Here is a 20558-nt window from a genome sequence, read left to right on the forward strand (position 1 = left end):
GTGGCCGAGGTGCTGACGATCTCAGACCGCGACGGGGTCCGCACGCTCACGTTGAACCGACCGGACTCCTTCAACTCGCTGACCGTGGAGCTGAAGGAAGCCCTGATCACGGCACTAGGCGACGCTGGTGCTGACGACACCGTGCGAGCGGTGGTGCTGACCGGCGCCGGTAAGGCGTTCTGCGCGGGACAAGACCTCAAGGAGCACCTCGATCTCCTGCGCGCCGATGACCCTTCCCCGCTGGCGACGGTGGACAAGCACTACAACCCGATCGTGACGGCGATCACCACGCTGCCCAAGCCGATCATCGCGGCGGTCAACGGGATGGCGGCGGGTGCGGGGGCGTCGTTCGCGTACGCGTGCGACCTGCGGATCGCGGCGGAGTCGACGAAGTTCCTGATGGCCTTCGCCGGGGTTGGGCTGACCGCGGACTCCGGCTCGGCGTGGACCCTGCCGCGGCTGATCGGGTACGGGCGGGCGATGGAGCTGTTCCTGCTGGCCCGCCCGGTGGCCGCGGACGAGGCGCTGCGGATCGGGATGGTCAACCAGGTGGTGCCGGTGGACGAGGTGCTGCCGACCGCGCACGCGCTGGCCGCCCGGCTCGCCGCCGGACCGACCACGGCCTACGCCAAGATCAAGGAGGCCCTGCTCGTGTCGGCGGGCGCCCCGCTGGCGGACGGGCTGGCGGTCGAGGGCCGCACCCAGAAAGAGGCGGGCGCCACCGCGGACCACCGCGAGGGTGTCGAGGCGTTCGTGGCCAAGCGGCCGCCCCGGTTCACCGGCCGCTGACCTTCCCCGCCCGCCAGCAGGTGGCGAGGTGGTCGTCGACCATGCCGGTGGCCTGCATCAGGGCGTAGCAGGTGGTCGGGCCGACGAAGGCGAAGCCGCGGCGCTTGAGCGCCTTGGCCATGGCCGTCGACTCCGGGGTGATCGCGGGGACGTCGGCCATGGTCTTGGGCCGTTTCCGCTTGCCGGTGGGGGCGAAGGACCACAGCAGGTCGTCGAGCGGCTGGTCCAGGTCGCCGATGGCGCGGGCGTTGCGGATGGTGGCCTCGATCTTGGCCCGGTTGCGGACGATGCCCGCGTCGGCCATCAGCCGGTCGATGTCGTCCGGACCGAACTCCGCGACGCGCTCCGGGACGAAGCCCGCGAACGCCTCGCGGAACGCCTCGCGCTTGCGCAGGATCGTGATCCACGACAGGCCGCTCTGGAACGCCTCTAGGCTCACCCGCTCGTACAGGGCGTCCTGGCCGCGCAGCGGTACGCCCCACTCGTTGTCGTGGTAGTCAACGTAATCAGGGGTCGAGTCGCCCCACGCGCAACGGACGAGGTCGGTCATGCCCGGGCCTGCGCGAAAGCGGCGAAACGACGCAGGGACGCGCGTAGACCCGCACGGAACAAGGGGCTGACCGGCGCCCAGAGGAGCCGGGGCAGCCGCAGCTCCTCACTCCAGACGAAGGTAGAGCCAAGAGCGCCGCGGTCCACGACCTCGAACACGCCGGTGCCGCGCACGAGCCAGCCCGTGTGCCGGACGCCGCAGCGCACCGGGGGCCGCCACTCGGTGATCTCCATGTGGTCAGTGAACCCGACGCGGGCGATGCCGGTGAACGCGGCCAGGGTCGACCCGACGCCACGGCCGTCACCGCTGGTCACGCGGACCTCGGTGCCCAGCATCCAGTCGCCCTGGTTGGCCCAGTCGGTCATCGCGGCCCAGGTCACCGCCGCCGGTGCGGCGACGTCGACCCGCTCAACGACTCGGATCATCCGCCTTCTCCAGCTCGGCCACCCTGGCGCGGAGCTGGTCGATCTCGCCGCCGAGTCGGGTGAGCACCCAGTCCACCTCGGTCATCCGGTAGCCGCGGAAGACGAGCTGGAAGCGGACCGCCCGCACGTCGTCACCGGTGGCGCCCTCGGCGGGCAGCCGGGTCGGGGAGGCACCGGGGGGTAGCGCGGGCAACTCCTCGCCGCGGCCGAACACCACGGAGGCCAGGAGGAACACCACGGCCGCCACGAGCGCCATGACGACGAGGTAGATGAGCACGGTGGTCACGCGCAGATCGTGTCACGCCGCGGCCGGTCAGCGCAGCGGGTGCGGGCCAGAAAAAACGCCTTGCCCACCGCGCAGGCTCCGACCAACCTGTCCGATCATGGCCATCCGCCGCGCCTCCCCCGCCGACTGGTCCGCGATCCGCGCGATCCGGATCGCCGCCCTCACCGAGGCCCCGTACGCGTTCGCGTCGAACCTCGCCCGCGAACTGCCCTACGACGAGGACCACTGGCGGAGCTGGCCGCTGCGGCACGCCGTCTTCCTCGCCTTCGACGGCGACGAGCCGATCGCGATCACCGTCGGCATCCCGGGCGACGAGGTCGAGATGATCTCCGTGTGGACCGCTCCCGCCGCCCGCGGCACCCCGCTGGCGACCGAGATGGTCGAGACGGTGGCGGCCTGGGCCAAGGCGGAGGGTGCCACCGCCATCAAGGCCTGGGTGGTCGAGACCAATCCCCGCGCCAGGCGGTTCTACGACCGGCTCGGCTTCCGGCCGACCGGCGAGGAGATGGCGTACCCGAACGACCCCTCGATCACCGAGTACCACCTGAGCAGGCCGCTCTAGTCGCCTAGAACCGCGGCCATAGGAGGCCGGTCGGCGACAAGGACCTCGGTGCGGTCTGGGAGCCACTCACCCGCGACCTGGACGAACTGGGTGAGGACGCCCGTGGTGGACGGGATGCCGCAGCGGTCGAGGGCGGTGCCCAGGATCTGGCGGGCCATGACGCCGAGTTGCAGCAGCGAGCGGTTGCGGTGCTTGCGGACACCGAGGTTGACCTGTGCCAGGCCGTCGAGGCCGTAGCGGGTGTGCGCGTCGAGCAGCAGGCCGATCTCGACCCCGTACCCGGCGGCGAACGGCACGGAGGTCAGGAACTGCCTGGTCGCGGCGTACTCACCGCCGAGGGGCTGGATGACGTCGGCCAGTTCGGGGCGCAGCGCGGAGAGCACCGGGCGGGCCAGCAGTTCGGTGACGCGGCCGCCGCCGGTGCCGACCTCTTCGGACTCCAGGCGCAGCGGGCGGCGGTAGAAGCCCTTGACCAGGTGCACGCCGTGCGCGGTGAGCAGCGGACCGAGCAGGTGCGGGACGAACGCCGGGTCGGGGTCCACCAGATCGGAGTCGAGGAACACGATCAGGTCGCCGGTGGTCGCGGCGAGTGAGCGCCACAGCACCTCGCCCTTGCCCGGCCAGGGCGCGACGGTCGGCAACACGGCGTCCCGGTGCACAACGCGTGCGCCCGCGGCCTCGGCGAACGCCCGGGTGCGATCGGTCGAGCCGGAATCGATGACGACCAGTTCGTCGACCAGCGTGCCCAGCAGCGGTCGCACCGAGGCGACCACGGCGGCAACGGTGACCTCCTCGTTCAGCGCGGGGAGGACGACGCTGACCGTGCGGCTCCCCTTGGCGCGCACCAGCTGCGAGACCGTCCACTCGGGACTCTGCCAGGTGGTGCGGGCCAGGCTCACGCCAGCGCCCTGGTCACGCGGGCCGGGGGCCGGGTGCCCGCGATGCAGGCGACCATGTCGACGACCTGCCTGGTCCTGGCGACCTGGTGCGCGCGGAACACCTTCGCGCCCGCCCACGCCGACACCGCGGTCGCGGTCAGCGTTCCCTCGACGCGCTCGTCCAGCGTGACGTCCAGGGTCTCGCCGACGAAGTCCTTGTTGGACAGCGCCATCAGCACCGGCCAGCCGGTGGCGACCAGCTCGTCCAAGCGGCGCAACAGTTCCAGGCCGTGCCAGGTGTTCTTGCCGAAGTCGTGCGTCGGGTCGATCAGCACGCCCTCGCGCGGGACACCGAGGGCGACCATGCGTTCGGCGCGGGCGACCAGCTCCTCGACCACCTCGGCGACGACGTCGTTGTAGCGGACCCGGTGGGGGTCCGTGCGCGGCGCGGCGCCGCCGGTGTGCGAGCAGACGATGCCGACACCGAACTCGGCGGCCACCTCGGCCAACCTGGGGTCCACCCCGGCCCAGGTGTCGTTGATCAGGTCGGCGCCCGCCTCGCACACCGCCCTGCCCACCTCGTGCCGCCAGGTGTCGACGCTGATCACCAGGTCGGGGTGGCGCTCGCGGACGGCGGCGACGAACGGCACCACCCGCCTGGCCTCCTCGGCGGTGTCGACCGGCTCGCCGTGCGACCCGGCCCGCACCCCGCCGATGTCGACGATGTCTGCCCCTTCCGCGACCGCCCGGTCGACGGCGGCAAGCGCGGCGGGCTCGGCGAAGGTGGCACCCCGGTCGTAGAACGAGTCCCTGGTCCGGTTGACGATCGCCATCACCAGGGCGCGGTCTTGGACTACCTCGCGCGTACCGAACCGGAGAGCGGTCATGGCTACCGATCGTGCCATGGGTGAGCGGCGTCTCCACCGTGCGGTGGCCGCGGCGGGCGCCGGCTACAGTTGGGTGCGACCGAGGAGGCCCATCCGTGTTCTACCGCACGCTGCGTGTCGTGCTCTCGTCCCTCGCCCGGCTGTTCCTGCGGCCCGTGGTCGAGGGCGCCGACCGGGTCCCGACCACCGGGCCGGTGATCCTGGCCATCAACCACCTCGCCGTGATCGACAGCTTCGTGGTGCCGATGATGGTCTCGCGGCGGGTCGCGTTCCTGGCCAAGGCGGAGTACTTCGCGGGAGGGTCGCTCGGCAAGCGCCTGGTCGGGCTGCTGTTCCGCTCGCTGGGGGCCATCCCCGTCGAACGGGACAACAGCCGCGCGGCGCTGGCCTCGCTGGAGGTCGCGGGCGAGGTGCTCGACGCGGGGGACGCGTTCGCCATCCACCCGGAGGGCACGCGGTCGCTCGACGGCAAGCTGCACCGGGGTCGGACCGGGGTCGCGCAGCTGGCCCTGGAGCACAAGGCGCTGGTGGTGCCGGTCGCGCTGATCGGCACGGACAAGGTGCAGCCCGCGGGCAAGAAGTGGCCGCGCCCGCATCGCATCACGGTCCGCTTCGGCGCACCGCTGGACTTCTCCCGCTACGACGGCATGGCCAACTCGCTGCCCATCCGGCGCGCGGTGACCGACGAGGTCATGTACGCCATCCTCGAGCTGAGCGGCCAGGAGTACGTCGACTCGTACCACAAGCGCCCCAGCGAGGCCGCCTAGGCGCAGGCGGCCAGCGCTTCCTCCGGGGTGCGGGCGACGACCAGGGCGTTGAGGGCGACGTCGTTCACGAAGCCCCTCGCGTGCAGCTCGCGGACCCAGTCGAGCATGCCCGCGTAGTGGTCGTCGGGGTCCAGGAGGACAACGGGCTTGGCGTGCATGGCGAGGTAGCGCGAGGTCCACACCTCGAACAGCTCCTCGCAGGTGCCGAGGCCGCCGGGCAGGGTGAGGAAGGCGTCGGCGCGGTCGTCCATCTCGCGTTTCCGCTCGCGCATGGTGTCGACGACGATCAGCTCGTCCGCGTCCGGGTCGGCGGCCTCCAGGTCGACCAGGGCGCGCGGGATGACGCCGATGGTCCTGGAGCCGCCGCGGCGGGTGGCCCGGGCGACGGAACCCATCATGGACGCCGCCGAGCCACCCCACACGAGAGTCCAACCGCGGGCCGCGATGCCTTGGCCTACCTCGTCAGCGAGGTCCAGGTAGGACCGCGGCACGGTGGAGTGAGAGCCGCAGTAGACGGCTATCGCACGGCTCAATGCGCGTCACTCCACGCCTGGTAGGCCTTCTCGACCACGCTGACCGCGTCGTCCACATCGTCGGTCAGGTGCAAGAGGGACAGGTCCTTCTCGCCGATCTTGCCGCCCTCGAAGACGGACGCGCGCAGCCAGTCGTAGAGCCCGCCCCAGTAAGCGGTGCCGAACAGCACCACCGGGAACTTCGTGACCTTCTTGGTCTGCACCAGGGTAAGAGCCTCGAACAGCTCGTCCAGCGTGCCGAAGCCGCCCGGCAGGCAGATGAAGGCCTGCGAGTACTTGATGAACATCGTCTTGCGCGCGAAGAAGTACCGGAAGTTCACGCCGAGGTCGACCCACGGGTTGAGGCCCTGCTCGAACGGCAGCTCGATGCCGAGCCCGATCGAGAGGCCACCGGCCTCGGAGGCACCCCGGTTGACCGCCTCCATCGCGCCGGGGCCGCCGCCGGTGATGGTGGCGAAGCCGGACGCGGCCAGCGCGGCGCCGATGTCGCGGCCCAGCTGGTACTCCGGGTCCTCGCGCTTGGTGCGGGCCGAGCCGAACACGGTGACCGCGCGCGGCACCTCGGCCAGCGCGCCGAAGCCCTCGACGAACTCGGCCTGGATGCGCAGCACCCGCCACGGGTCGGTGTGCACCCAGTCCGACGGGCCGCGCGAGTCGAGCAGCCGCTGGTCGGTGGTGGTCGCTTCCTCGCTGCGCTCCCGGCGCAGGGTCACCGGCCCGCGCTGGCGCTCCTTGGGGTGCACCTCGTCGGAGAGGTCGCTGCCGAGGTCCTGAGGTCCGTCGATGGTCACGGGCCCGAGTCTAGGACGATCACCTTGTCCCCGAACGGGCTAATGGCGACTAACCGCCGACGAACTGGCGAAGGACGAGCGCGCACCTGGTGATCTGCTCGACCGGCACGTTCTCCTGCTGGGTGTGCGCCAGCGTCGGGTCACCCGGTCCGAAGTTGACCGCCGGGATGCCCAGCGCGGCGAACCTGGCCACGTCGGTCCAGCCCAGCTTGGCCACCGGCGTGCCCCCGGCCGCCCGCACCAACTCCTGGGCGGCGGGCGCGGTGAGGCCGGGCAGCGCACCGGGCGCGGAGTCGACCACGGTCACGTCGTGGCCCGCGAAGACCTCCCGCATGTGCGCCTCGGCCTGCTCCGGGGAGCGGTCGGGGGCGAAGCGGAAGTTGACGCGCAGCACCGCCGCGTCCGGGACGACGTTGCCCGCGACCCCGCCGGAGATGTGCACCGCTTGCAGGCCCTCGCGGTAGGTGCAGCCGTCGATGTCGACGGTGCGGGTCTCGTAGGCGGCCAGCGTCGACATCGCGGTGCCGAGCGCGTGGATCGCGTTGACGCCCATCCAGCCGCGCGCCGTGTGCGCCCGCTGGCCGGTCTTGCGCAGCTCGATGCGCATCGTGCCCTGGCACCCCGCCTCGACGACACCGTTGGACGGCTCGCAGACCACCGCCAGGTCGCCGCGCATCCAGTCGGCGAGGTCGCGCTCGACGCGGACCAGGCCGTTGCGCGCGGCGTCGATCTCCTCGCAGTCGTAGAACAGGAACGTCAGGTCGTGCTTGGGGTCGGTGACGGTGACGGCGAGGTGCAGCATGACCGCGACCCCGCCCTTCATGTCGACGCTGCCCAGGCCGTGCAGGACGCCGTCGACCAGGCGCGGGGGCAGGTTGTCGTTCACCGGGACGGTGTCGAGGTGACCGGCGAACACCACCCGCGACGGGCGGCCGAGGTTCGTGCGGGCGAGCACGGCGTTGCCGGAGCGGACCACCTCCAGGTGCGGGGCCTGGGCCCGCAGCGCGCGCTCGACCGCGTCGGCGAGGTCGGCCTCGTCCTCGGACACGCTGGGAACGGCGACAACCGCGACGGTGAGGTCGACGGGGTCGAGGGTGAGATCCAACTCAACGGTCACGGCCCGTCACCTTACTCGCCGTGCCATTGACTACCGTGTGCCGTGTGAGCAGCGCTGAAGCGAGTACGAGCAAGGGCGCCCACGGCGTCGGCCTGGCAACGGTGACCACTGAGGGCACCGTTCTGGACACCTGGTTCCCCCACCCCCGGCTGGGCGCGACGGGCGAGGCGGGCACGACGCGGCTCTCGGCCGATGAGGCGACCGCGGAGCTGGGCGCCGGGGTCACCGCGCTGCTCGGCCCCGACCCGGTGCGCGGCGTCGAGGTGATCGCGGTGCGCACGGTCGTCGACGACCTGGAGCGCCCGCCCGCCGACGCGCACGACGTGTACCTGCGGTTGCACCTCCTCTCGGCGCGGCTGGTCCGCCCGCACGGGCAGAACCTGGACGGCGTGTTCGGCTTGCTCAGCAATGTCGTGTGGACCAACCACGGGCCGTGCCCGGTCGAGGGCTTCGAGGCGACCAGGCTGCGGCTGCGCGCCCGCGGGCAGGTGATCGTGTTCGGGGTGGACAAGTTCCCGCGCATGGTCGACTACGTGCTGCCCGCCGGGGTGCGGATCGCCGAGGCGGACCGGGTGCGGCTCGGCGCGCACCTGGCGACCGGCACGACCGTCATGCACGAGGGGTTCGTCAACTTCAACGCGGGCACACTCGGCGCGTCCATGGTGGAGGGTCGGATCTCGGCTGGCGTCGTGGTCGGCGACGGCTCGGACGTCGGCGGCGGCGCGTCGATCATGGGAACGCTGTCCGGCGGCGGCAAGGAGGTCATCAGCGTCGGTGAGCGCTGCCTGCTCGGCGCCAACGCCGGGGTGGGGATCTCCCTCGGTGACGACTGCGTGGTCGAGGCCGGGCTGTACGTGACGGCGGGCACGAAGGTGCGGCTGTCCGACGGCACGCTGGTGAAGGCGCGCGAGCTCTCCGGCGAGTCCGGGCTGCTGTTCCGCCGCAACTCGACCACGGGCGCGGTCGAGGTCGTCCGCAGGGACGGGACCGGCGTCGAGCTGAACACCGCGCTGCACGCCAACGACTGAGCGAACGCCGGGCGCAACGCCCCCGGACATACGATGTCCGGTGTGACTGAACTCGTCGAACAGATCCGGGCCCGGCTCTCCGCGCAGGTCGAGGAGTTGGCCACGCGCACCGAGGGCGCGCGGGAGGGCTCCGACCCCGAGCACGTGCACCAGATGCGGGTCGCCGTGCGGCGGGCCAGGGCCGCGCTCAAGGCGGGCATGCCGCTGCCGGAGCTGGACGCCGAGCTGAAGTGGCTCGGCGGCTCGCTCGGTGCCGTGCGCGACCTGGACGTCCAGCTGGACAGCCTGCGCGCCCGGGCCATCGGGTTCGACGAGGACGAGCTGGCGGCGGTCGAGACGCTGCTGCACGGCCTGGTGGTCCAGCGGCGGGCAGCCCGGCAGACGATGCGGCGGGTGCTGCGCAGCAAGCGGTACCGCAAGCTGCTGGAGGCCGTCCGCGCGGCAGCCGCCTCCGGCACCGTCGTCGCGCCCCCGGACAGCGCGGGTGACGAGCCGCCCGCGCTGGTCAGCGTCGTCCGCAAGCCCCACCGCAAGCTGATGCGCGCCGCCGAGGCCCTGGGCGAGAACCCGCCGGACGACGACCTGCACGAGCTCCGCATCCACGGCAAGCGCCTGCGGTACGCCGCCGAGATGGCCGAACCCGCCGCCCGCAAGCGGATCAAGGTCCTGGTCGCCGCCACCAAGGAGTTCCAGGACGTCCTCGGCGACCACCAGGACGCGGTCATCGCCGAGGACACCATCCGCGCCCTCCTCACCGACCTGGGCGACGGCGTCCCGGTGACCGTCGTGTTCGTCGCGGGCCGCCTCGTCGAGCGCGAACGAGCCCGCAAGGCCCAGTGCCGCACCCAGTGGCGGGCGGTCCTCAACGAGGTCGACCTCGCGGCGCAGTCGTTGTTCGAGCGCTCCCCGGAGTAGCGCCTGCCTCCGGGGCGGAAATGTGTTGTCACTACTGGGTTCCTCTGCGGGTTTCCGGTCGGTTGGGGTGGTGTCGAGACGGCGGCGGCACGGGTTGATCACTCACCGCTCGGGGGGCGAGGGTGAGTGATCAACCCAGGAGTCACAGGCCCATCCCCGTGGCCTGCCTGCTCCCGGTCAGCGCGGTTGTCGGGTTCGGCGCGGTGGACCGGTAAGGCCCGGATACCTGGTCAGGTGACGTCGGCCAGGGGGACGGGTTCCCAGATGGCGACGGAGTCCAGCGGGTTGTGCTGGTTGCCCGGGGCGCCCAGCTGCAGGTTGGCGGGCAGGGCGCGGGTGGACAGGACTCGGGCGGAGGCGCCCACGGAGCGTCTGCCGTCGGGCTGGACCCGGGTCACCCGGCGGACGTCGGCGTTGGGCCAGGGCAGCGGCGGGACGCCGGGCTGCATGCCGTCGACGATCATGGCGTAGCCGTCGTCGCGGGCGGCGATGCCGAAGGCCGGGTTGAGGGTCATGCCGCACGAAGTGACCAGGTGGACGTCGACCTCCGGCTGGTCGGGCACCCTGGCCTCCATGGTGCGCAGCAGACCGACATCGGAATCCGAGCCCGCGTAGGCGACGATGTGCTCCAGGCACACCTCCAGGCCGAAGACCAGCGGCTGCCCCTGCGGGCCGCGCTTGCCGTGCGCGGCGAACACGTGCCAGCGCCAGAACTCGTCGTCGGTGAAGCTGAGCCGGAACATCGGGTTGAGCGAGGCGTCCCACTCGGACCGGTCGACCCCGATCGCGTAGTCGATGTTGGACATCAGGGCCTTCTGGTTGGTGGTGGCGGCACCCACCGTGGCCAGCGCGCGCACGTCGGCGTTGTCGGCGCGCTCCTGCGGGGTGAGCGCGGTGTCCGGGCCGCCGTTGATGACCAGCGTGGTGTTGAAGTAGCTGGGGTGCGCCGGGCCGCGCTTGTGCCAGAACATCGACCCGGCCACGACCACCCAGTCCGCGAAGCCCTCGGCGGCGAAGTGCGGTTTGAGGATCTCCTCGGACAGCCTGGGCAGTAGCTGCTCGCCGTCGGGGTAGCTGTCGTTGAGCACCGCGGGCGGGTCGGACGGGCCGCCGTAGCGGAAGTAGAACTCGGGGGCGACGAAGATCTTGAGGGTCTCCGGGTCGGCGAGCGAGGACGCCGAGGTGGTGGCGACCCAGTCGGCGACGTCGCACAGGGTGCGGCCGCGGCTGGCCAGGTCGTCGTAGTAGCGGTTGGACTGGTCACCGGCGAGCACCCGGGTGGGCGTCGAGGTCACCGCGCCGTAGCTGACGAGTTGGACCTTCGTGTAGTTCGGCACTGCTTCTCCTTGGCATGGCGTGGTTGTGGGCGCGCGGGGACAGCGGGGCGCGGAGAAGGGGTCTCCGCGCCCCGCCGGACGGCGGCCCACGGGCCGCCGTCTGTGGGGTGCCGCGCGCCGGTGCGGGCGGCGCGCGGCGGGTGGGGTCAGACCTCGCCGGTGCTGATCTGCCAGACGTTCTTGGAGTTGAGCACCGCGGTCATCGCGAAGGTGCCGTCGTAGGGAACGGCCGCCTCGTTGGTGATCTGCTCGATGTCGAGCACCTCGCCCGCGGTGAAGGTGCCCGCGGTGAGCCAGTACTCGGGGTGCGGGGTGAACACCAGGTTGGTGTTGGGCTGGGCCTGCACCGCGAACGTGCCCGCGTTGGACATGCCGATGCCGACGGTGGCCGAGTTGGCCGGGACGCCGTTGAGCTCGCGGATGTAGAGCGAGCCCAGCTGCGGTGTGCCGATCGCGGGGCCGTCGACGAAGGTGAAGGCACCCTGCCGGTAGTCGAACTGGATCTGGTTGTTGGCCAGGTTCTCCGGGTCGGCGCCGATGGTCTGCTGCGCCTTGAAGGTGACCCCCGGCTGCAGCGAGCCGGTCTGCGCCCAGACGAAGCTGTAGTCCAGCGACCAGGTGAAGGTGACCGTGGTGCCCGGCCACGCGGGCGCGGTCAACCACGCCAGCGACAGCGCGTTGGGCACGCCGAGGTCAACCGGCTTCTGGTAGACACACAGGTCCTGGAACTGGGTCGAATTGTTCGTGACGGTGAGCGAGTACTGAGTGGACATGCTGACGGCTCCCAACGAGTGGGTGGAATGGTGGACGTGACGCGGGCGGCATGGGTGGGGAAGCCGAATAGCGCCCGGCGTGATGACTCTATAGACGGTGACTCGGTACCTGCGATTGCGCTCTCTGACCCCGTCTCCGAAAGCTGACCCCGGTGCTCCCGGCATTTCGAAGACCTATTCAGTAGACCACCGGTTCGGTCTGCCCGTCAATGAATCTTGGTTCGCTCGATAGTGCCTGGCCCAGGCACACGGAAAGTCAGGGCATTTGATGTCAGGCACTCAGAATCGCCACCCAGGCGTGGTGACAAAAGTCTGCGAGTACTGCGGGCGCCCCCTGGTCGTCGCGGGCGCGGGGCGGCCGAGGCGGTACTGCACCGCGGCCTGCCGCCAGCGCGCGTACCGCAGCAGAGCCATCGCCGCCGAGGTGCGCGAACGCATCGAACTGGGCCAACTAGCCCTTCAACTGCGGGATAACGCCGACCGCCTGCTCCTGCTCTCCCAGGGCTGGCAACCCCCGGACGGCACCGACGCGCTCGACGTGCTGCTCACCGAAACCGTGCACCTGGCCACCGAACTGGCCCAGCGCGGGCACGTGCTGGGTGGTAACGAAACCGGTCACGAAACCCCGATTCCACGGTCACCCGACTAGGGGACTTCCGCCGAGTTATCCCCAACGGTGCGAACCATCCACAGGCGAGAACCAGCCGTTGCCTGCCGTTGCGAGGCGCCGTTAGCGTGGGAAATGCGGCAAACGCCTGGCGCGCGGGCGGCACCGGAGATAGAGGTGAAGGAGGGCGGGGAATGCGAAGTACCCTTGCATAGGGCGGATACCCGCTGCGGATTCAGGGCGACGAGAAAGGAGACCCACTGGAAACACTTCGGCCGCCGTGCGGCCTGGACAACTCAATAGCGGAACGGCACGAGCGCGAAGGTCGCCGCAGGTGGACACCCCCGAGGCAGGGCATGTCGGGCGGCCATGTGGCCACATGGCCGCCCGACAACACCGCACGGGCCAGCCAGACACGGCGCGCTGCCCGGGTTCTCGGACGACCCCGAAACCCGGCAGCCTTCCAGGCCCGCGCCTGCGAACGGTTGGGCATCGCCAACGGCACTCCAACCACTCGGTCGACAGGGCAACCCCCACGTCGACACTGAGTGGCGTCCGCGACGTCGCGGACGGAGTGCCCGGCCAGCTGCACCGAGCCCGCGCGTGGGCGAAGTCTGCACGCAGTCCAGCTCTGCCCCGGGGCGGAGTGTGCGCGCGGTGGGAGCCTGCACGCGGGTGGCCGCTGGATGCCGGGTGGCTACTGAGGCGGGGTGACCACTGGAGCCGGGTGCCCACTGAAGGCAGAGTGCCTACTGGAGGCGGGTGACCGCGCTGGCGATGTGGTCGTCCGGGGCCGTGAGGGCTATGCGGACGTGGTGGGAGCCTGTGGGGCCGTAGAAGGTGCCGGGGGCTACCAGGATTCCTCGGGTGGCGAGCCACTCCGTGGTGGTCCAGGCGGGCTCTTCGCGGGTGGCCCAGAGGTAGAGGCCTGCCTCGGAGTGGTCGATGCGGAAGCCCGCCGACTCCAGGGCTGGGCGGAGGTGGGCCCGGCGGGCGGCGAAGCGGGACTTCTGGGTGGCGATGTGCTCGTCGTCCGAGAGGGCGGCGGTCATGGCGGCCTGGACCGGGCGGGGGACGATGAGGCCCGCGTGCTTGCGGACCTCCAGCAGTCCTCGGACCAGGGCGGGGTCGCCGGTGACGAAGCCAGCTCGGTAGCCGGCGAGGCTGGAGGTCTTCGACAGCGAGTGCACGGCCAGGATGCCGGTCAGGTCGCCGTCGCTGACGGACGGGTGCAGGACCGAGATCGGTTCCGTCTCCCACCCCAGGGCCAGGTAGCACTCGTCCGACACCACGATCGTCCCGCGTTCGCGGGCCCACGCGATGACCTTGCGGAGGTGCTCGACCGGCAGCACGCGACCGGTGGGGTTGGAGGGGGAGTTGAGCCAGACGAGGCCGGGGGCGGCGGGGCCGAGGGCGGTCAGGCCGTCGGCGCGCACGGAGGAGGCACCGGCCAGGCGGGCGCCGACCTCGTAGGTCGGGTACGCCAGCTCGGGGATCACGACCGAGGTGACCCCGAGCAGGGTCGGCAGCCAGGCGACCAGTTCCTTGGAGCCGATGGTCGGCAGGACCGTGTCCGGGTCCAGGCCCGGCACGCCGTGGCGGCGTTCGAGGGCGGCCACGGCGGCCGTGCGGAGCTCGGGCAGCCCGTGCGTCGTCGGGTAGCCCGGGAGTTCGGCGGCCGTGGTGAGGGCGGCCTGGATGAGCGGGGGGACGGGGTCCACCGGGGTGCCCATCGAGAGGTCGACCACGCCGTCCGGGTGCGTCCTGGCCCGGGCGGCGTGGTCGGCGAGGACGTCCCAGGGGAAGTCCGGCAGTTCGGGGAAGCTCACTCGCCCCGTGGCTCCAAGGCCTTGATCCAGTCGGGGTCGGCGCTGACCTTGCCCGCCTTCGACGCGCCGCCCGGGGACCCCAGGTCGTTGAAGAAGTCGACGTTGGCCTTCGTGTAGGCGGCCCACTGGTCGGGGACGTCGTCCTCGTAGTAGATGGCCTCCACGGGGCACACCGGCTCGCAGGCGCCGCAGTCCACGCACTCGTCGGGGTGGATGTAGAGCATCCGGTCGCCCTCGTAGATGCAGTCGACCGGGCATTCCTCGATGCATGCCTTGTCGAGGAGGTCGACGCAGGGCTCGGCGATCACGTAGGTCACTGCGCTCTCCTGCTCCTTCATGGTGTTGCGCGCGCACTCGGGAAGGATGCGCGACAATCGACAGTATCTACCGACCGCCGAGGGCGCACGCACCCGGTGCTGTCTAGCTCACACACGAGTACGGGCTGATAGGGGCCAGACTCGCGGGGTGAGCACGGTATCGACACTAGAGGCAGTTTGTGCTGACGCGTGGCCACCTCAGGTAAGTCGCCGCCTCGGCGAATGGCGCCTCCGTGCGGCAGGCGGCTACACCGGTAGGGCTAACAGCGCGCTGGTCGCGGGCGACCCTGGGATGCCCACCGAGCAGGCCCTCAAACACGTCGTGACCTTTGCAGACGAGCACGGGATCCCGCCGTACGCGCAGGTGCTCGTGGGGTCGCACTGGGAACGCGAACTCGCCGACCACGGCTGGTCGGTGAACGCCGCGCACCCCAAGGGCGCGGAGTCCGCTGTTCTGCACAGTCCCCTAGGGACAGGCAGCGCAACCGCCAAGGTGGACAACGAACCGCCTAAGGGATGGTTGGAACTAGCAGTAGGCGGCAGCGCCACCGAGGCGCAACGGCACGTGCTGACCAGGGGCCCGAAGGTCGGCTTCGCGTCGGTGCGCCGAGCAGACCGCATTGTGGGAATAGCCAGGGGTTGCGTCGTCGACGACTGGCTGCACATCGCCGTCGTCGAGGTCCACGCCGACCACAGAAGGCAAGGCATCGCCACCGCCCTCCTGGCAGGTCTGGACCTCTGGTCCCCCGCCACCCGAGGCCGAGTCCTCCAAGTAGCCACCGACAACCACCCCGCGTGGCGCCTCTACCTCCGCCACGGCTACCGAGAGTCGCACCGCTACCGCTACTGGATCCCGCCGGCGAACTAGCAGGCGCCCAGCCAAGCGCCGCCGACTAGAGCGCGTCCAGCCAGGTGCGGCCCTTCTTGGCGGCGCGTTTGAGGGCGCTCCGTTCGCCCAGGTAGTCGCCTGCGAGGCCAACTACGGGGAGCATGCCCATGGCTTTGTGGTAGAAGCGGCCCTGGGGGCGTTTGTCCAGTTCGTCGCCGAGGGCCAGGAGGGTGCGGCCCAGGCGCCAGAGGGACTTGGCGGCGGCTTTGGGGGTGATCTTGCCGTGGGTGCGCTGGGACTCGTCGAGGTCGGCGGTCATCTCGGCGGTGGCGGCGTCTTCCTGGTCGTCGGTGAGCAGGTCGCCCTCGCCGGTGGCCAGGAGGGGGTCTATGTCGCGGTCGAACAGGACGTGGGCGATGAGGCGGACCTTGGTGGCCGGGTCCTCGGCGCCGTGTTCGACGGCGATGGCGGACAGGACGAGGCCCTGGCCCGCGGTGGCGAGGGTGTCCTGGATCGGCAGCCGGTCGGCGAGGGCGCCGCCGATGCCGGGGATCGAGGCCATCAGCACGGTGAAGCGGCCGACGCGGTTGACCCACCAGTCGTCGCGGTCGGCGACCGACATCGCGTGCCACGCCGCCGTGCCCGGGACCCGGACGCTCTCCAGGCCCTTGACGACGCTGCGGTCCACCTTGGCCAGCTCGACCGCGGCCTCGTGCTCCTCGCGGGACCCGAGCACCCGGCGGACCAGGCCGAGCGGGTCGGCGTCGCGCAGGGCACCCAGCACCGGGGTGGTGGCGCGGACGAACGGGCGCAGCACCGACACCACGTGCTGGTCAGTGATCAGCTCGGTCATGGTCGTCCCTCGTCGCTCTGGCCAGGACGTCACCGATCTTCACGGTGGCGGGGAACGCCCCGGCGGCCAACAGCAGGAGTGTGCGCCAGTCCGTCATGACGACCATGTCGCCGCCGGGTCCGACGACCACGAACACCAGCAGGGTCGCCAGCCAGATGTAGAGCGGGCCACCGGCGAACGCGGCCTTGGCCTTGATCCGCCCGGCCCGCACGACCAGCCACGGCATGGTGACCCCGGCCAGGACCACCGTGATCGGGAACGGCAGCGCCCCGATGTCGGGCAGCACCCGCCCGTCCAGCCGCAGCGGCAGGAAGAACAGCTCGAACACGGCGAGCACCACGCTCGCGGCCAACAGCCCGCCGTACCGGACGCGCTCGCCTGTGGTCACCGGTCGGCGCCGACGTGCTCGACCGGGGCGAGCCCGCCGAACACGTCCGACTCGATGGCGTCCGCCGTGCCGCGCGCGAGGGTGTAGTACTCGTGGTCGACCACCGGCTGCGCGATCCCGTTGGACAGCGCGTAGGCGTCGGTGCCGTCCTGCCCCTGCCACACACTGACCTGGGTCGCGTGCGCCCGCAGCGCGCGGAGTTTCGCGGGCAGGTGGTCGCCGATGAACACGGCGGTGGTGATGTCGGCGTCGTCCACGACCGGCAGTTCACCGGCGGCAGGTAGGCGCCACGGGAGCCCTTCGACCCCGTCGAGCGAGGCGACCCCGTCCTCAACCGCCTGCTTGGACACCACCGTGTAGTACAACCGCGCCACGTCAGGCACACCGGCGACAGCGGCGACGGTGATCTCGTGGGCGCGGATGTGGTCCGGATGGCCGTATCCGCCATCGGGCCCGTACGTGACAACGACCTGCGGCCGGACATCCTGCAGGATCGCGGTAAGAGCGTCGGTCTGCTCGGCGAGGTCACCGCCGGCGAACGCGCGGGGGTGGCTGTTAGCGCCGACGCCCGCCATCCCCGAGTCGCGCCAACGGCCCATTCCGCCGAGGTAGCGGTGGTCGGAGACGCCGAGGGCGGCGCAGGCGGCGCGCAGCTCACCGACCCGGTACCCACCGAGCTGGTCGGCGGCTTCCGTGGCGAGCTGGGCCAGCGAGGTGGGGATGACCTCGCCCTCCTCGCCGAGAGTGCAGGTGACCAGGGTGACCTGGACGCCCGCGGCCGCGTACCTGGCGATGGTCCCGCCAGTCCACAGGCTCTCGTCGTCCGGGTGGGCGTGGACGAGCAGAAGTCGAGGTGGCGCTGTCAGCATCGGGTTCAGCCTAGGGGCGTGTAGGGGCGGCGCCGGTGCGTCGGACTGGCCGAGCACCGGCACCGGACAACCAGCGCGGGACCGAAGGCCCCGGCGGCAGCACCCTACTACGACAACACGTCGCGTTCCTCAGCGAAGTGGCAGGCCGAGAAAGTCCCGCCGTGGCGCACCAACGGCGGCTCCGTCGTCGCGCACACGTCCTGCGCCTTCCAGCACCGGGTGCGGAATCGGCACCCCGACGGCGGTGACACCGGGCTGGGCACGTCGCCGGTGAGCACGATCCGCTTGCGCTGGCGCTCCACGCGCGGGTCGGGCACGGGGACCGCGGACAGCAGTGCCTGGGTGTACGGGTGCGACGGCCGGGCGTAGATCGCCTCCCGGTCGCCGATCTCCACGATCTTGCCCAGGTACATCACCGCGACCCGGTGCGAGATGTGCCGCACCACCGACAGGTCGTGGGCGACGAACAGGTACGCCAGGCCGAGCCGCTGCTGCAGTTCCTCCAGCAGGTTGACCACCCCGGCCTGCACCGACACGTCCAGCGCCGACACCGGCTCGTCGAGCACGATCAGCTTCGGGTCCAGCGCGAGCGCGCGGGCGATGCCGATGCGCTGGCGCTGCCCGCCGGAGAACTCGTGCGGGTACCGGTTGCGGTGCTCGGGGTTGAGCCCGACCAGCTCCAGCAGCTCGTCGACCCGCCGCTGGATCTGCTTGCCGGACCCGACGCCGTGGATGCGCAGCGGCTCGGCCACCACGTCGTTGACCTGCCAGCGCGGGTCGAGCGAGGCGTACGGGTCCTGGAACACGATCTGCAGGTCGCGGCGCAGCGGCCGCATCTGCGCTGGCTTGAGCGTGGTCAGCTCGCGGCCCTCGAACTGGACCGACCCGGAGGTCGGCTTGTGCAGCTGCAGGATGGCCCGACCGGTGGTCGACTTGCCGCAGCCGGACTCGCCGACCAGGCCGAGCGTCTCGCCCCGGTTCAGCTCGAAGCTGACCTCGGAGACCGCCTGCACCTGCCCGACGGTGCGCGGGATGATGCCGCCGCCGCGCACCGGGAACGACTTGACCAGCCCCTGCACCCGCAGCAGCGGGGGGTTCGCCTCGCGGGCGGCGTGCCGCCCGGGGGCCGCCTCGGTGTTCGTCATGGGTTTCGCCCTTCGTACGGCAGCCGCAGTTCGACCGTGTGCGCCTCCTCGGCCACCGGGATGTCGGGATCGGCCTCGACCAGCGCGGCCGGGTTCTCGATCACCCCGATCTCCTCGTGGTGGAACAGCGCGCGCGGTTGGGGCAGCGAGGCGAGGTGCTGCCAGCGGTGGCAGCGGGTGGTGTGGTCGCCGCGTTCGGTGCCCAGCAGCAGCGGCTCCTGGGTGCGGCACTCGTCGACCGCGATCGGGCAGCGCGGCGAGAACGCGCAGCCCTTCGGCAGGTTGATCAGCGACGGCGGCGCGCCGCTGATCGGGGTGAGCCGCTGCCCGAGCTTGGCCGGGTTGGGCAGCGAGCCGAGCAGGCCGACGGTGTAGGGCATCCGCGGCCGGTCGAAGACCTCGTCGACCGGGCCGGACTCCACGACCGTGCCGCCGTACATGACCTGGACCCGGTCGACCATGCCCGCCACCACGCCGAGGTCGTGGGTGATCATGATGATGCCCGCGTTCACCTCGTCGCGCAGCCGCAGCAGGGTCTCCAGGATCTGGGCCTGGACGGTGACGTCGAGCGCGGTGGTCGGCTCGTCGGCGATGATCACGTCCGGGTCGTTGATGATCGCCATGGCGATCACCACGCGCTGGCGCATGCCGCCGGAGAACTCGTGCGGGTACTGGGCGGCGCGCCGGTCCGGTTGCGGGATGCCGACCAGTTCCAGCGCCTCGACGGCCTTGGCCCAGGCGGCCTTCTTGGACACCGCGTGGTGCGCCCGGTAGGCCTCGGCCAGCTGCCAGCCGATGGTGTAGACCGGGTTGAGCGAGGTCATCGGGTCCTGGAAGATCATCGCGACGCCGTTGTTGCGCACGCTCTGCATGTCCTTGTAGGACAGTCCGACCAGTTCGCGGTCGCGGTAGCGGATGGACCCGGTCACCTTGGCGGTACCGGGGAGCAGGCCCATCACGGCCATGGAGGACACCGACTTGCCCGAGCCGGACTCGCCGACGATGCCGAGCACCTCGCGCGGGCGCAGCTGGTAGGAGACGTCCCGCACCGCGCGGACGTTCCCGTCGTCGGTGGGGAAGGTCACCGACAGGTTCTCCACCGAGAGCACGGTGTCGGTCCTGGCGGCGTCGTGGTGGTTGCCGTGCAGCAGTCCGGTCATCAGGCACGCACCTTCGTCTGGCGTGGGTCGAACGCGTCGCGCAGGCCGTCGCCGATGAAGTTCACCGCGAGCGAGAGCAGCACGATGATCACGAACGGCCCCCAGAACAGCCAGGGCCGGTTGGTGATCTGCGAGTAGTTCTCGTTGATGATCAGCCCGAGCGAGGTGTCCGGCGGCTGCACGCCGAGCCCGATGAACGACAGCGCCGCCTCCGAGAGCACGGCGCTGGCCACCGCGAGGGTGGTGTTCACGGTGATGGTGCCGATCATGTTGGGCACCAGGTGCCGGAAGATGATCCACCGGGTCTTGGCCCCCGCCGCGCGGGCGGCCTCGACGAACTCGCGCTGCGCCAACGACAGCGTCTCGCCGCGGGTGATGCGGGCGATGGTCATCCAGCCGAACGCGGCGAGGATGAACGCCACGGTGTACCAGGAGCCGCTCAGCGCGCGGACCAGGATCGCGGCGACGGCGATCTGCGGGATGATCAGCATCAGGTCGACGAACCGGCTGATGGTGCTGTCCACCGCGCCGCGCAGGTAGCCCGCGAGGGCGCCGAGCAGCACCCCGACCAGGGTGGACCCGATGGCCACGACCAGCGCGATCTGCACCGAGAGCCGGGTGCCGATGATCAGCTGGGCCAGCATGTCCTTGCCGGTCTGGATGGTGCCCAGCGGGTGCGCCGCGCTGGGCGGCAGGTAGCCGCGGCTGCTGGTGTCCTCGACCGAGACGGTCCAGAACAGCGGGCCGAGGAAGCCGATCGCGCAGATCAGCAGGAACACCACGAGCGCGGCGACGGCGAGGCGGTGGCGGAAGAAGCGGCGCAGGACGAGGGTGCTCTGCTTGCGCGCCTTCGTGGTGTCGAACTCGCTGGCCGTGGCGACGGCGACGGTGCCTGCCGGTGGCAGGCCGGTCGCGCCGAGCGG

At 71.2% G+C, this 20558-nt stretch carries 25 protein-coding genes; 7 read left to right on the top strand and 18 right to left on the bottom strand.

Features of this window, described 5'->3' with window-relative positions; genetic code table 11:
• Positions 1–789 (top strand): enoyl-CoA hydratase-related protein, encoded by a 789-nt coding sequence (locus BMY07_RS28455; protein WP_092785445.1) that lies wholly within the window; start codon positions 1–3, stop codon positions 787–789.
• Here the strand turns inward: BMY07_RS28455 and BMY07_RS28460 are convergent.
• The 3 genes from BMY07_RS28460 to BMY07_RS28470 are packed head-to-tail and all read right to left on the bottom strand — an operon-like array spanning position 776 to position 2050.
• Positions 776–1339 carry a DNA-3-methyladenine glycosylase I gene (locus BMY07_RS28460; protein WP_092785447.1) on the bottom strand — a complete coding sequence of 188 codons (564 nt, stop codon included), beginning with the start codon at positions 1337–1339 and terminating at the stop codon, positions 776–778. The genes BMY07_RS28455 and BMY07_RS28460 overlap by 14 nt on opposite strands.
• Positions 1336–1764 carry an SRPBCC family protein gene (locus tag BMY07_RS28465; RefSeq protein WP_092785449.1) on the bottom strand — a complete coding sequence of 143 codons (429 nt, stop codon included), beginning with the start codon at positions 1762–1764 and terminating at the stop codon, positions 1336–1338. Before BMY07_RS28465 ends, BMY07_RS28460 begins: the two co-directional genes overlap by 4 nt.
• Entirely contained in the window at positions 1748–2050 is a 303-nt protein-coding gene (locus BMY07_RS28470; protein ID WP_092785451.1) for a DivIVA domain-containing protein, read from the bottom strand. Before BMY07_RS28470 ends, BMY07_RS28465 begins: the two co-directional genes overlap by 17 nt.
• Before the next feature lie 97 nt (positions 2051–2147).
• On the opposite strand from BMY07_RS28470, the gene BMY07_RS28475 reads away from it, so the two are divergent.
• The gene (locus BMY07_RS28475) at positions 2148–2612 is read left to right on the top strand and encodes a GNAT family N-acetyltransferase (protein WP_177215844.1); all 465 of its coding nucleotides are present in this window, start codon (positions 2148–2150) and stop codon (positions 2610–2612) included.
• On the opposite strand, the gene BMY07_RS28480 is transcribed toward BMY07_RS28475, so the two are convergent.
• Together BMY07_RS28480 and folP are read right to left on the bottom strand one after the other, a co-directional pair.
• Positions 2609–3511, bottom strand: coding sequence for a glucosyl-3-phosphoglycerate synthase (locus tag BMY07_RS28480; RefSeq protein WP_092785453.1), 903 nt, complete (start codon positions 3509–3511; stop codon positions 2609–2611). The two genes, BMY07_RS28475 and BMY07_RS28480, sit on opposite strands and share 4 nt — an antisense overlap.
• Positions 3508–4377: a dihydropteroate synthase gene (folP, locus tag BMY07_RS28485; protein WP_092785455.1), complete on the bottom strand. Its 870-nt coding sequence runs from the start codon at positions 4375–4377 to the stop codon at positions 3508–3510. The genes BMY07_RS28480 and folP overlap by 4 nt, the downstream gene beginning before the upstream one ends.
• Positions 4378–4472: 95 nt before the next feature.
• Here folP and BMY07_RS28490 point away from each other — a divergent pair, with 95 nt between their 5' ends.
• Positions 4473–5144, top strand: a complete 672-nt coding sequence (locus tag BMY07_RS28490; protein WP_092785457.1) for a lysophospholipid acyltransferase family protein — start codon at positions 4473–4475, stop codon at positions 5142–5144.
• Here BMY07_RS28490 and BMY07_RS28495 read toward each other — a convergent pair.
• Genes BMY07_RS28495 through dapE form a run of 3 tightly spaced genes read right to left on the bottom strand, consistent with a single transcriptional unit; the run spans position 5141 to position 7585 of the window.
• Positions 5141–5677 (bottom strand): LOG family protein, encoded by a 537-nt coding sequence (locus BMY07_RS28495; protein WP_092785459.1) that lies wholly within the window; start codon positions 5675–5677, stop codon positions 5141–5143. The genes BMY07_RS28490 and BMY07_RS28495 overlap by 4 nt on opposite strands.
• Positions 5674–6468, bottom strand: a complete 795-nt coding sequence (locus tag BMY07_RS28500) for an LOG family protein (RefSeq protein WP_092785461.1) — start codon at positions 6466–6468, stop codon at positions 5674–5676. Before BMY07_RS28500 ends, BMY07_RS28495 begins: the two co-directional genes overlap by 4 nt.
• Positions 6469–6517: 49 nt before the next feature.
• Positions 6518–7585: a succinyl-diaminopimelate desuccinylase gene (gene dapE, locus BMY07_RS28505; protein ID WP_092785463.1), complete on the bottom strand. Its 1068-nt coding sequence runs from the start codon at positions 7583–7585 to the stop codon at positions 6518–6520.
• A gap of 44 nt (positions 7586–7629) precedes the next feature.
• Here dapE and dapD point away from each other — a divergent pair, with 44 nt between their 5' ends.
• A complete protein-coding gene (dapD, locus tag BMY07_RS28510) occupies positions 7630–8613 on the top strand; it encodes a 2,3,4,5-tetrahydropyridine-2,6-dicarboxylate N-succinyltransferase (RefSeq protein WP_092785465.1) in 984 nt (327 codons plus the stop codon).
• 42 nt (positions 8614–8655) lie between these two features.
• Complete coding sequence (locus tag BMY07_RS28515) at positions 8656–9528, top strand: CHAD domain-containing protein (RefSeq protein ID WP_177215845.1); 873 nt, start codon at positions 8656–8658, stop codon at positions 9526–9528.
• Between the two features lie 230 nt (positions 9529–9758).
• Here the strand turns inward: BMY07_RS28515 and BMY07_RS28520 are convergent, their stop codons facing one another.
• Both BMY07_RS28520 and BMY07_RS28525 read right to left on the bottom strand, forming a co-directional pair.
• Positions 9759–10865, bottom strand: a complete 1107-nt coding sequence (locus BMY07_RS28520; protein ID WP_092785469.1) for a hypothetical protein — start codon at positions 10863–10865, stop codon at positions 9759–9761.
• A gap of 146 nt (positions 10866–11011) precedes the next feature.
• Entirely contained in the window at positions 11012–11638 is a 627-nt protein-coding gene (locus BMY07_RS28525; protein WP_092785471.1) for a hypothetical protein, read from the bottom strand.
• A gap of 301 nt (positions 11639–11939) precedes the next feature.
• On the opposite strand from BMY07_RS28525, the gene BMY07_RS28530 reads away from it, so the two are divergent.
• Complete coding sequence (locus tag BMY07_RS28530; protein WP_143073686.1) at positions 11940–12287, top strand: hypothetical protein; 348 nt, start codon at positions 11940–11942, stop codon at positions 12285–12287.
• 707 nt (positions 12288–12994) lie between these two features.
• Here BMY07_RS28530 and dapC read toward each other — a convergent pair.
• Together dapC and fdxA are read right to left on the bottom strand one after the other, a co-directional pair.
• Positions 12995–14074 carry a succinyldiaminopimelate transaminase gene (dapC, locus tag BMY07_RS28535; protein ID WP_092785475.1) on the bottom strand — a complete coding sequence of 360 codons (1080 nt, stop codon included), beginning with the start codon at positions 14072–14074 and terminating at the stop codon, positions 12995–12997.
• Positions 14071–14391 (bottom strand): ferredoxin, encoded by a 321-nt coding sequence (gene fdxA, locus BMY07_RS28540; protein ID WP_092785477.1) that lies wholly within the window; start codon positions 14389–14391, stop codon positions 14071–14073. The genes dapC and fdxA overlap by 4 nt, the downstream gene beginning before the upstream one ends.
• A gap of 148 nt (positions 14392–14539) precedes the next feature.
• Here fdxA and BMY07_RS28545 point away from each other — a divergent pair, with 148 nt between their 5' ends.
• On the top strand, positions 14540–15259 hold the full coding sequence (locus tag BMY07_RS28545; RefSeq protein ID WP_092785479.1) for a GNAT family N-acetyltransferase: 720 nt from the start codon (positions 14540–14542) through the stop codon (positions 15257–15259).
• A 25-nt stretch (positions 15260–15284) separates the two neighbouring features.
• On the opposite strand, the gene BMY07_RS28550 is transcribed toward BMY07_RS28545, so the two are convergent.
• The 6 genes from BMY07_RS28550 to BMY07_RS28575 form a co-directional block, all read right to left on the bottom strand.
• Entirely contained in the window at positions 15285–16073 is a 789-nt protein-coding gene (locus BMY07_RS28550) for a hypothetical protein (RefSeq protein WP_092785481.1), read from the bottom strand.
• Positions 16054–16461, bottom strand: a complete 408-nt coding sequence (locus BMY07_RS28555) for a hypothetical protein (protein ID WP_092785483.1) — start codon at positions 16459–16461, stop codon at positions 16054–16056. The genes BMY07_RS28550 and BMY07_RS28555 overlap by 20 nt, the downstream gene beginning before the upstream one ends.
• Complete coding sequence (mshB, locus tag BMY07_RS28560; RefSeq protein WP_092785601.1) at positions 16458–17330, bottom strand: N-acetyl-1-D-myo-inositol-2-amino-2-deoxy-alpha-D-glucopyranoside deacetylase; 873 nt, start codon at positions 17328–17330, stop codon at positions 16458–16460. The genes BMY07_RS28555 and mshB overlap by 4 nt, the downstream gene beginning before the upstream one ends.
• A gap of 107 nt (positions 17331–17437) precedes the next feature.
• Positions 17438–18475 carry an ABC transporter ATP-binding protein gene (locus BMY07_RS28565; protein ID WP_092785485.1) on the bottom strand — a complete coding sequence of 346 codons (1038 nt, stop codon included), beginning with the start codon at positions 18473–18475 and terminating at the stop codon, positions 17438–17440.
• Complete coding sequence (locus tag BMY07_RS28570) at positions 18472–19635, bottom strand: ABC transporter ATP-binding protein (protein WP_092785487.1); 1164 nt, start codon at positions 19633–19635, stop codon at positions 18472–18474. The genes BMY07_RS28565 and BMY07_RS28570 overlap by 4 nt, the downstream gene beginning before the upstream one ends.
• Positions 19635–20540, bottom strand: a complete 906-nt coding sequence (locus BMY07_RS28575) for an ABC transporter permease (protein ID WP_092785603.1) — start codon at positions 20538–20540, stop codon at positions 19635–19637. The genes BMY07_RS28570 and BMY07_RS28575 overlap by 1 nt, the downstream gene beginning before the upstream one ends.
• Positions 20541–20558 lie beyond the last annotated feature (18 nt).

Source organism: Actinokineospora terrae (assembly GCF_900111175.1).
Lineage (GTDB): Bacteria > Actinomycetota > Actinomycetes > Mycobacteriales > Pseudonocardiaceae > Actinokineospora > Actinokineospora terrae.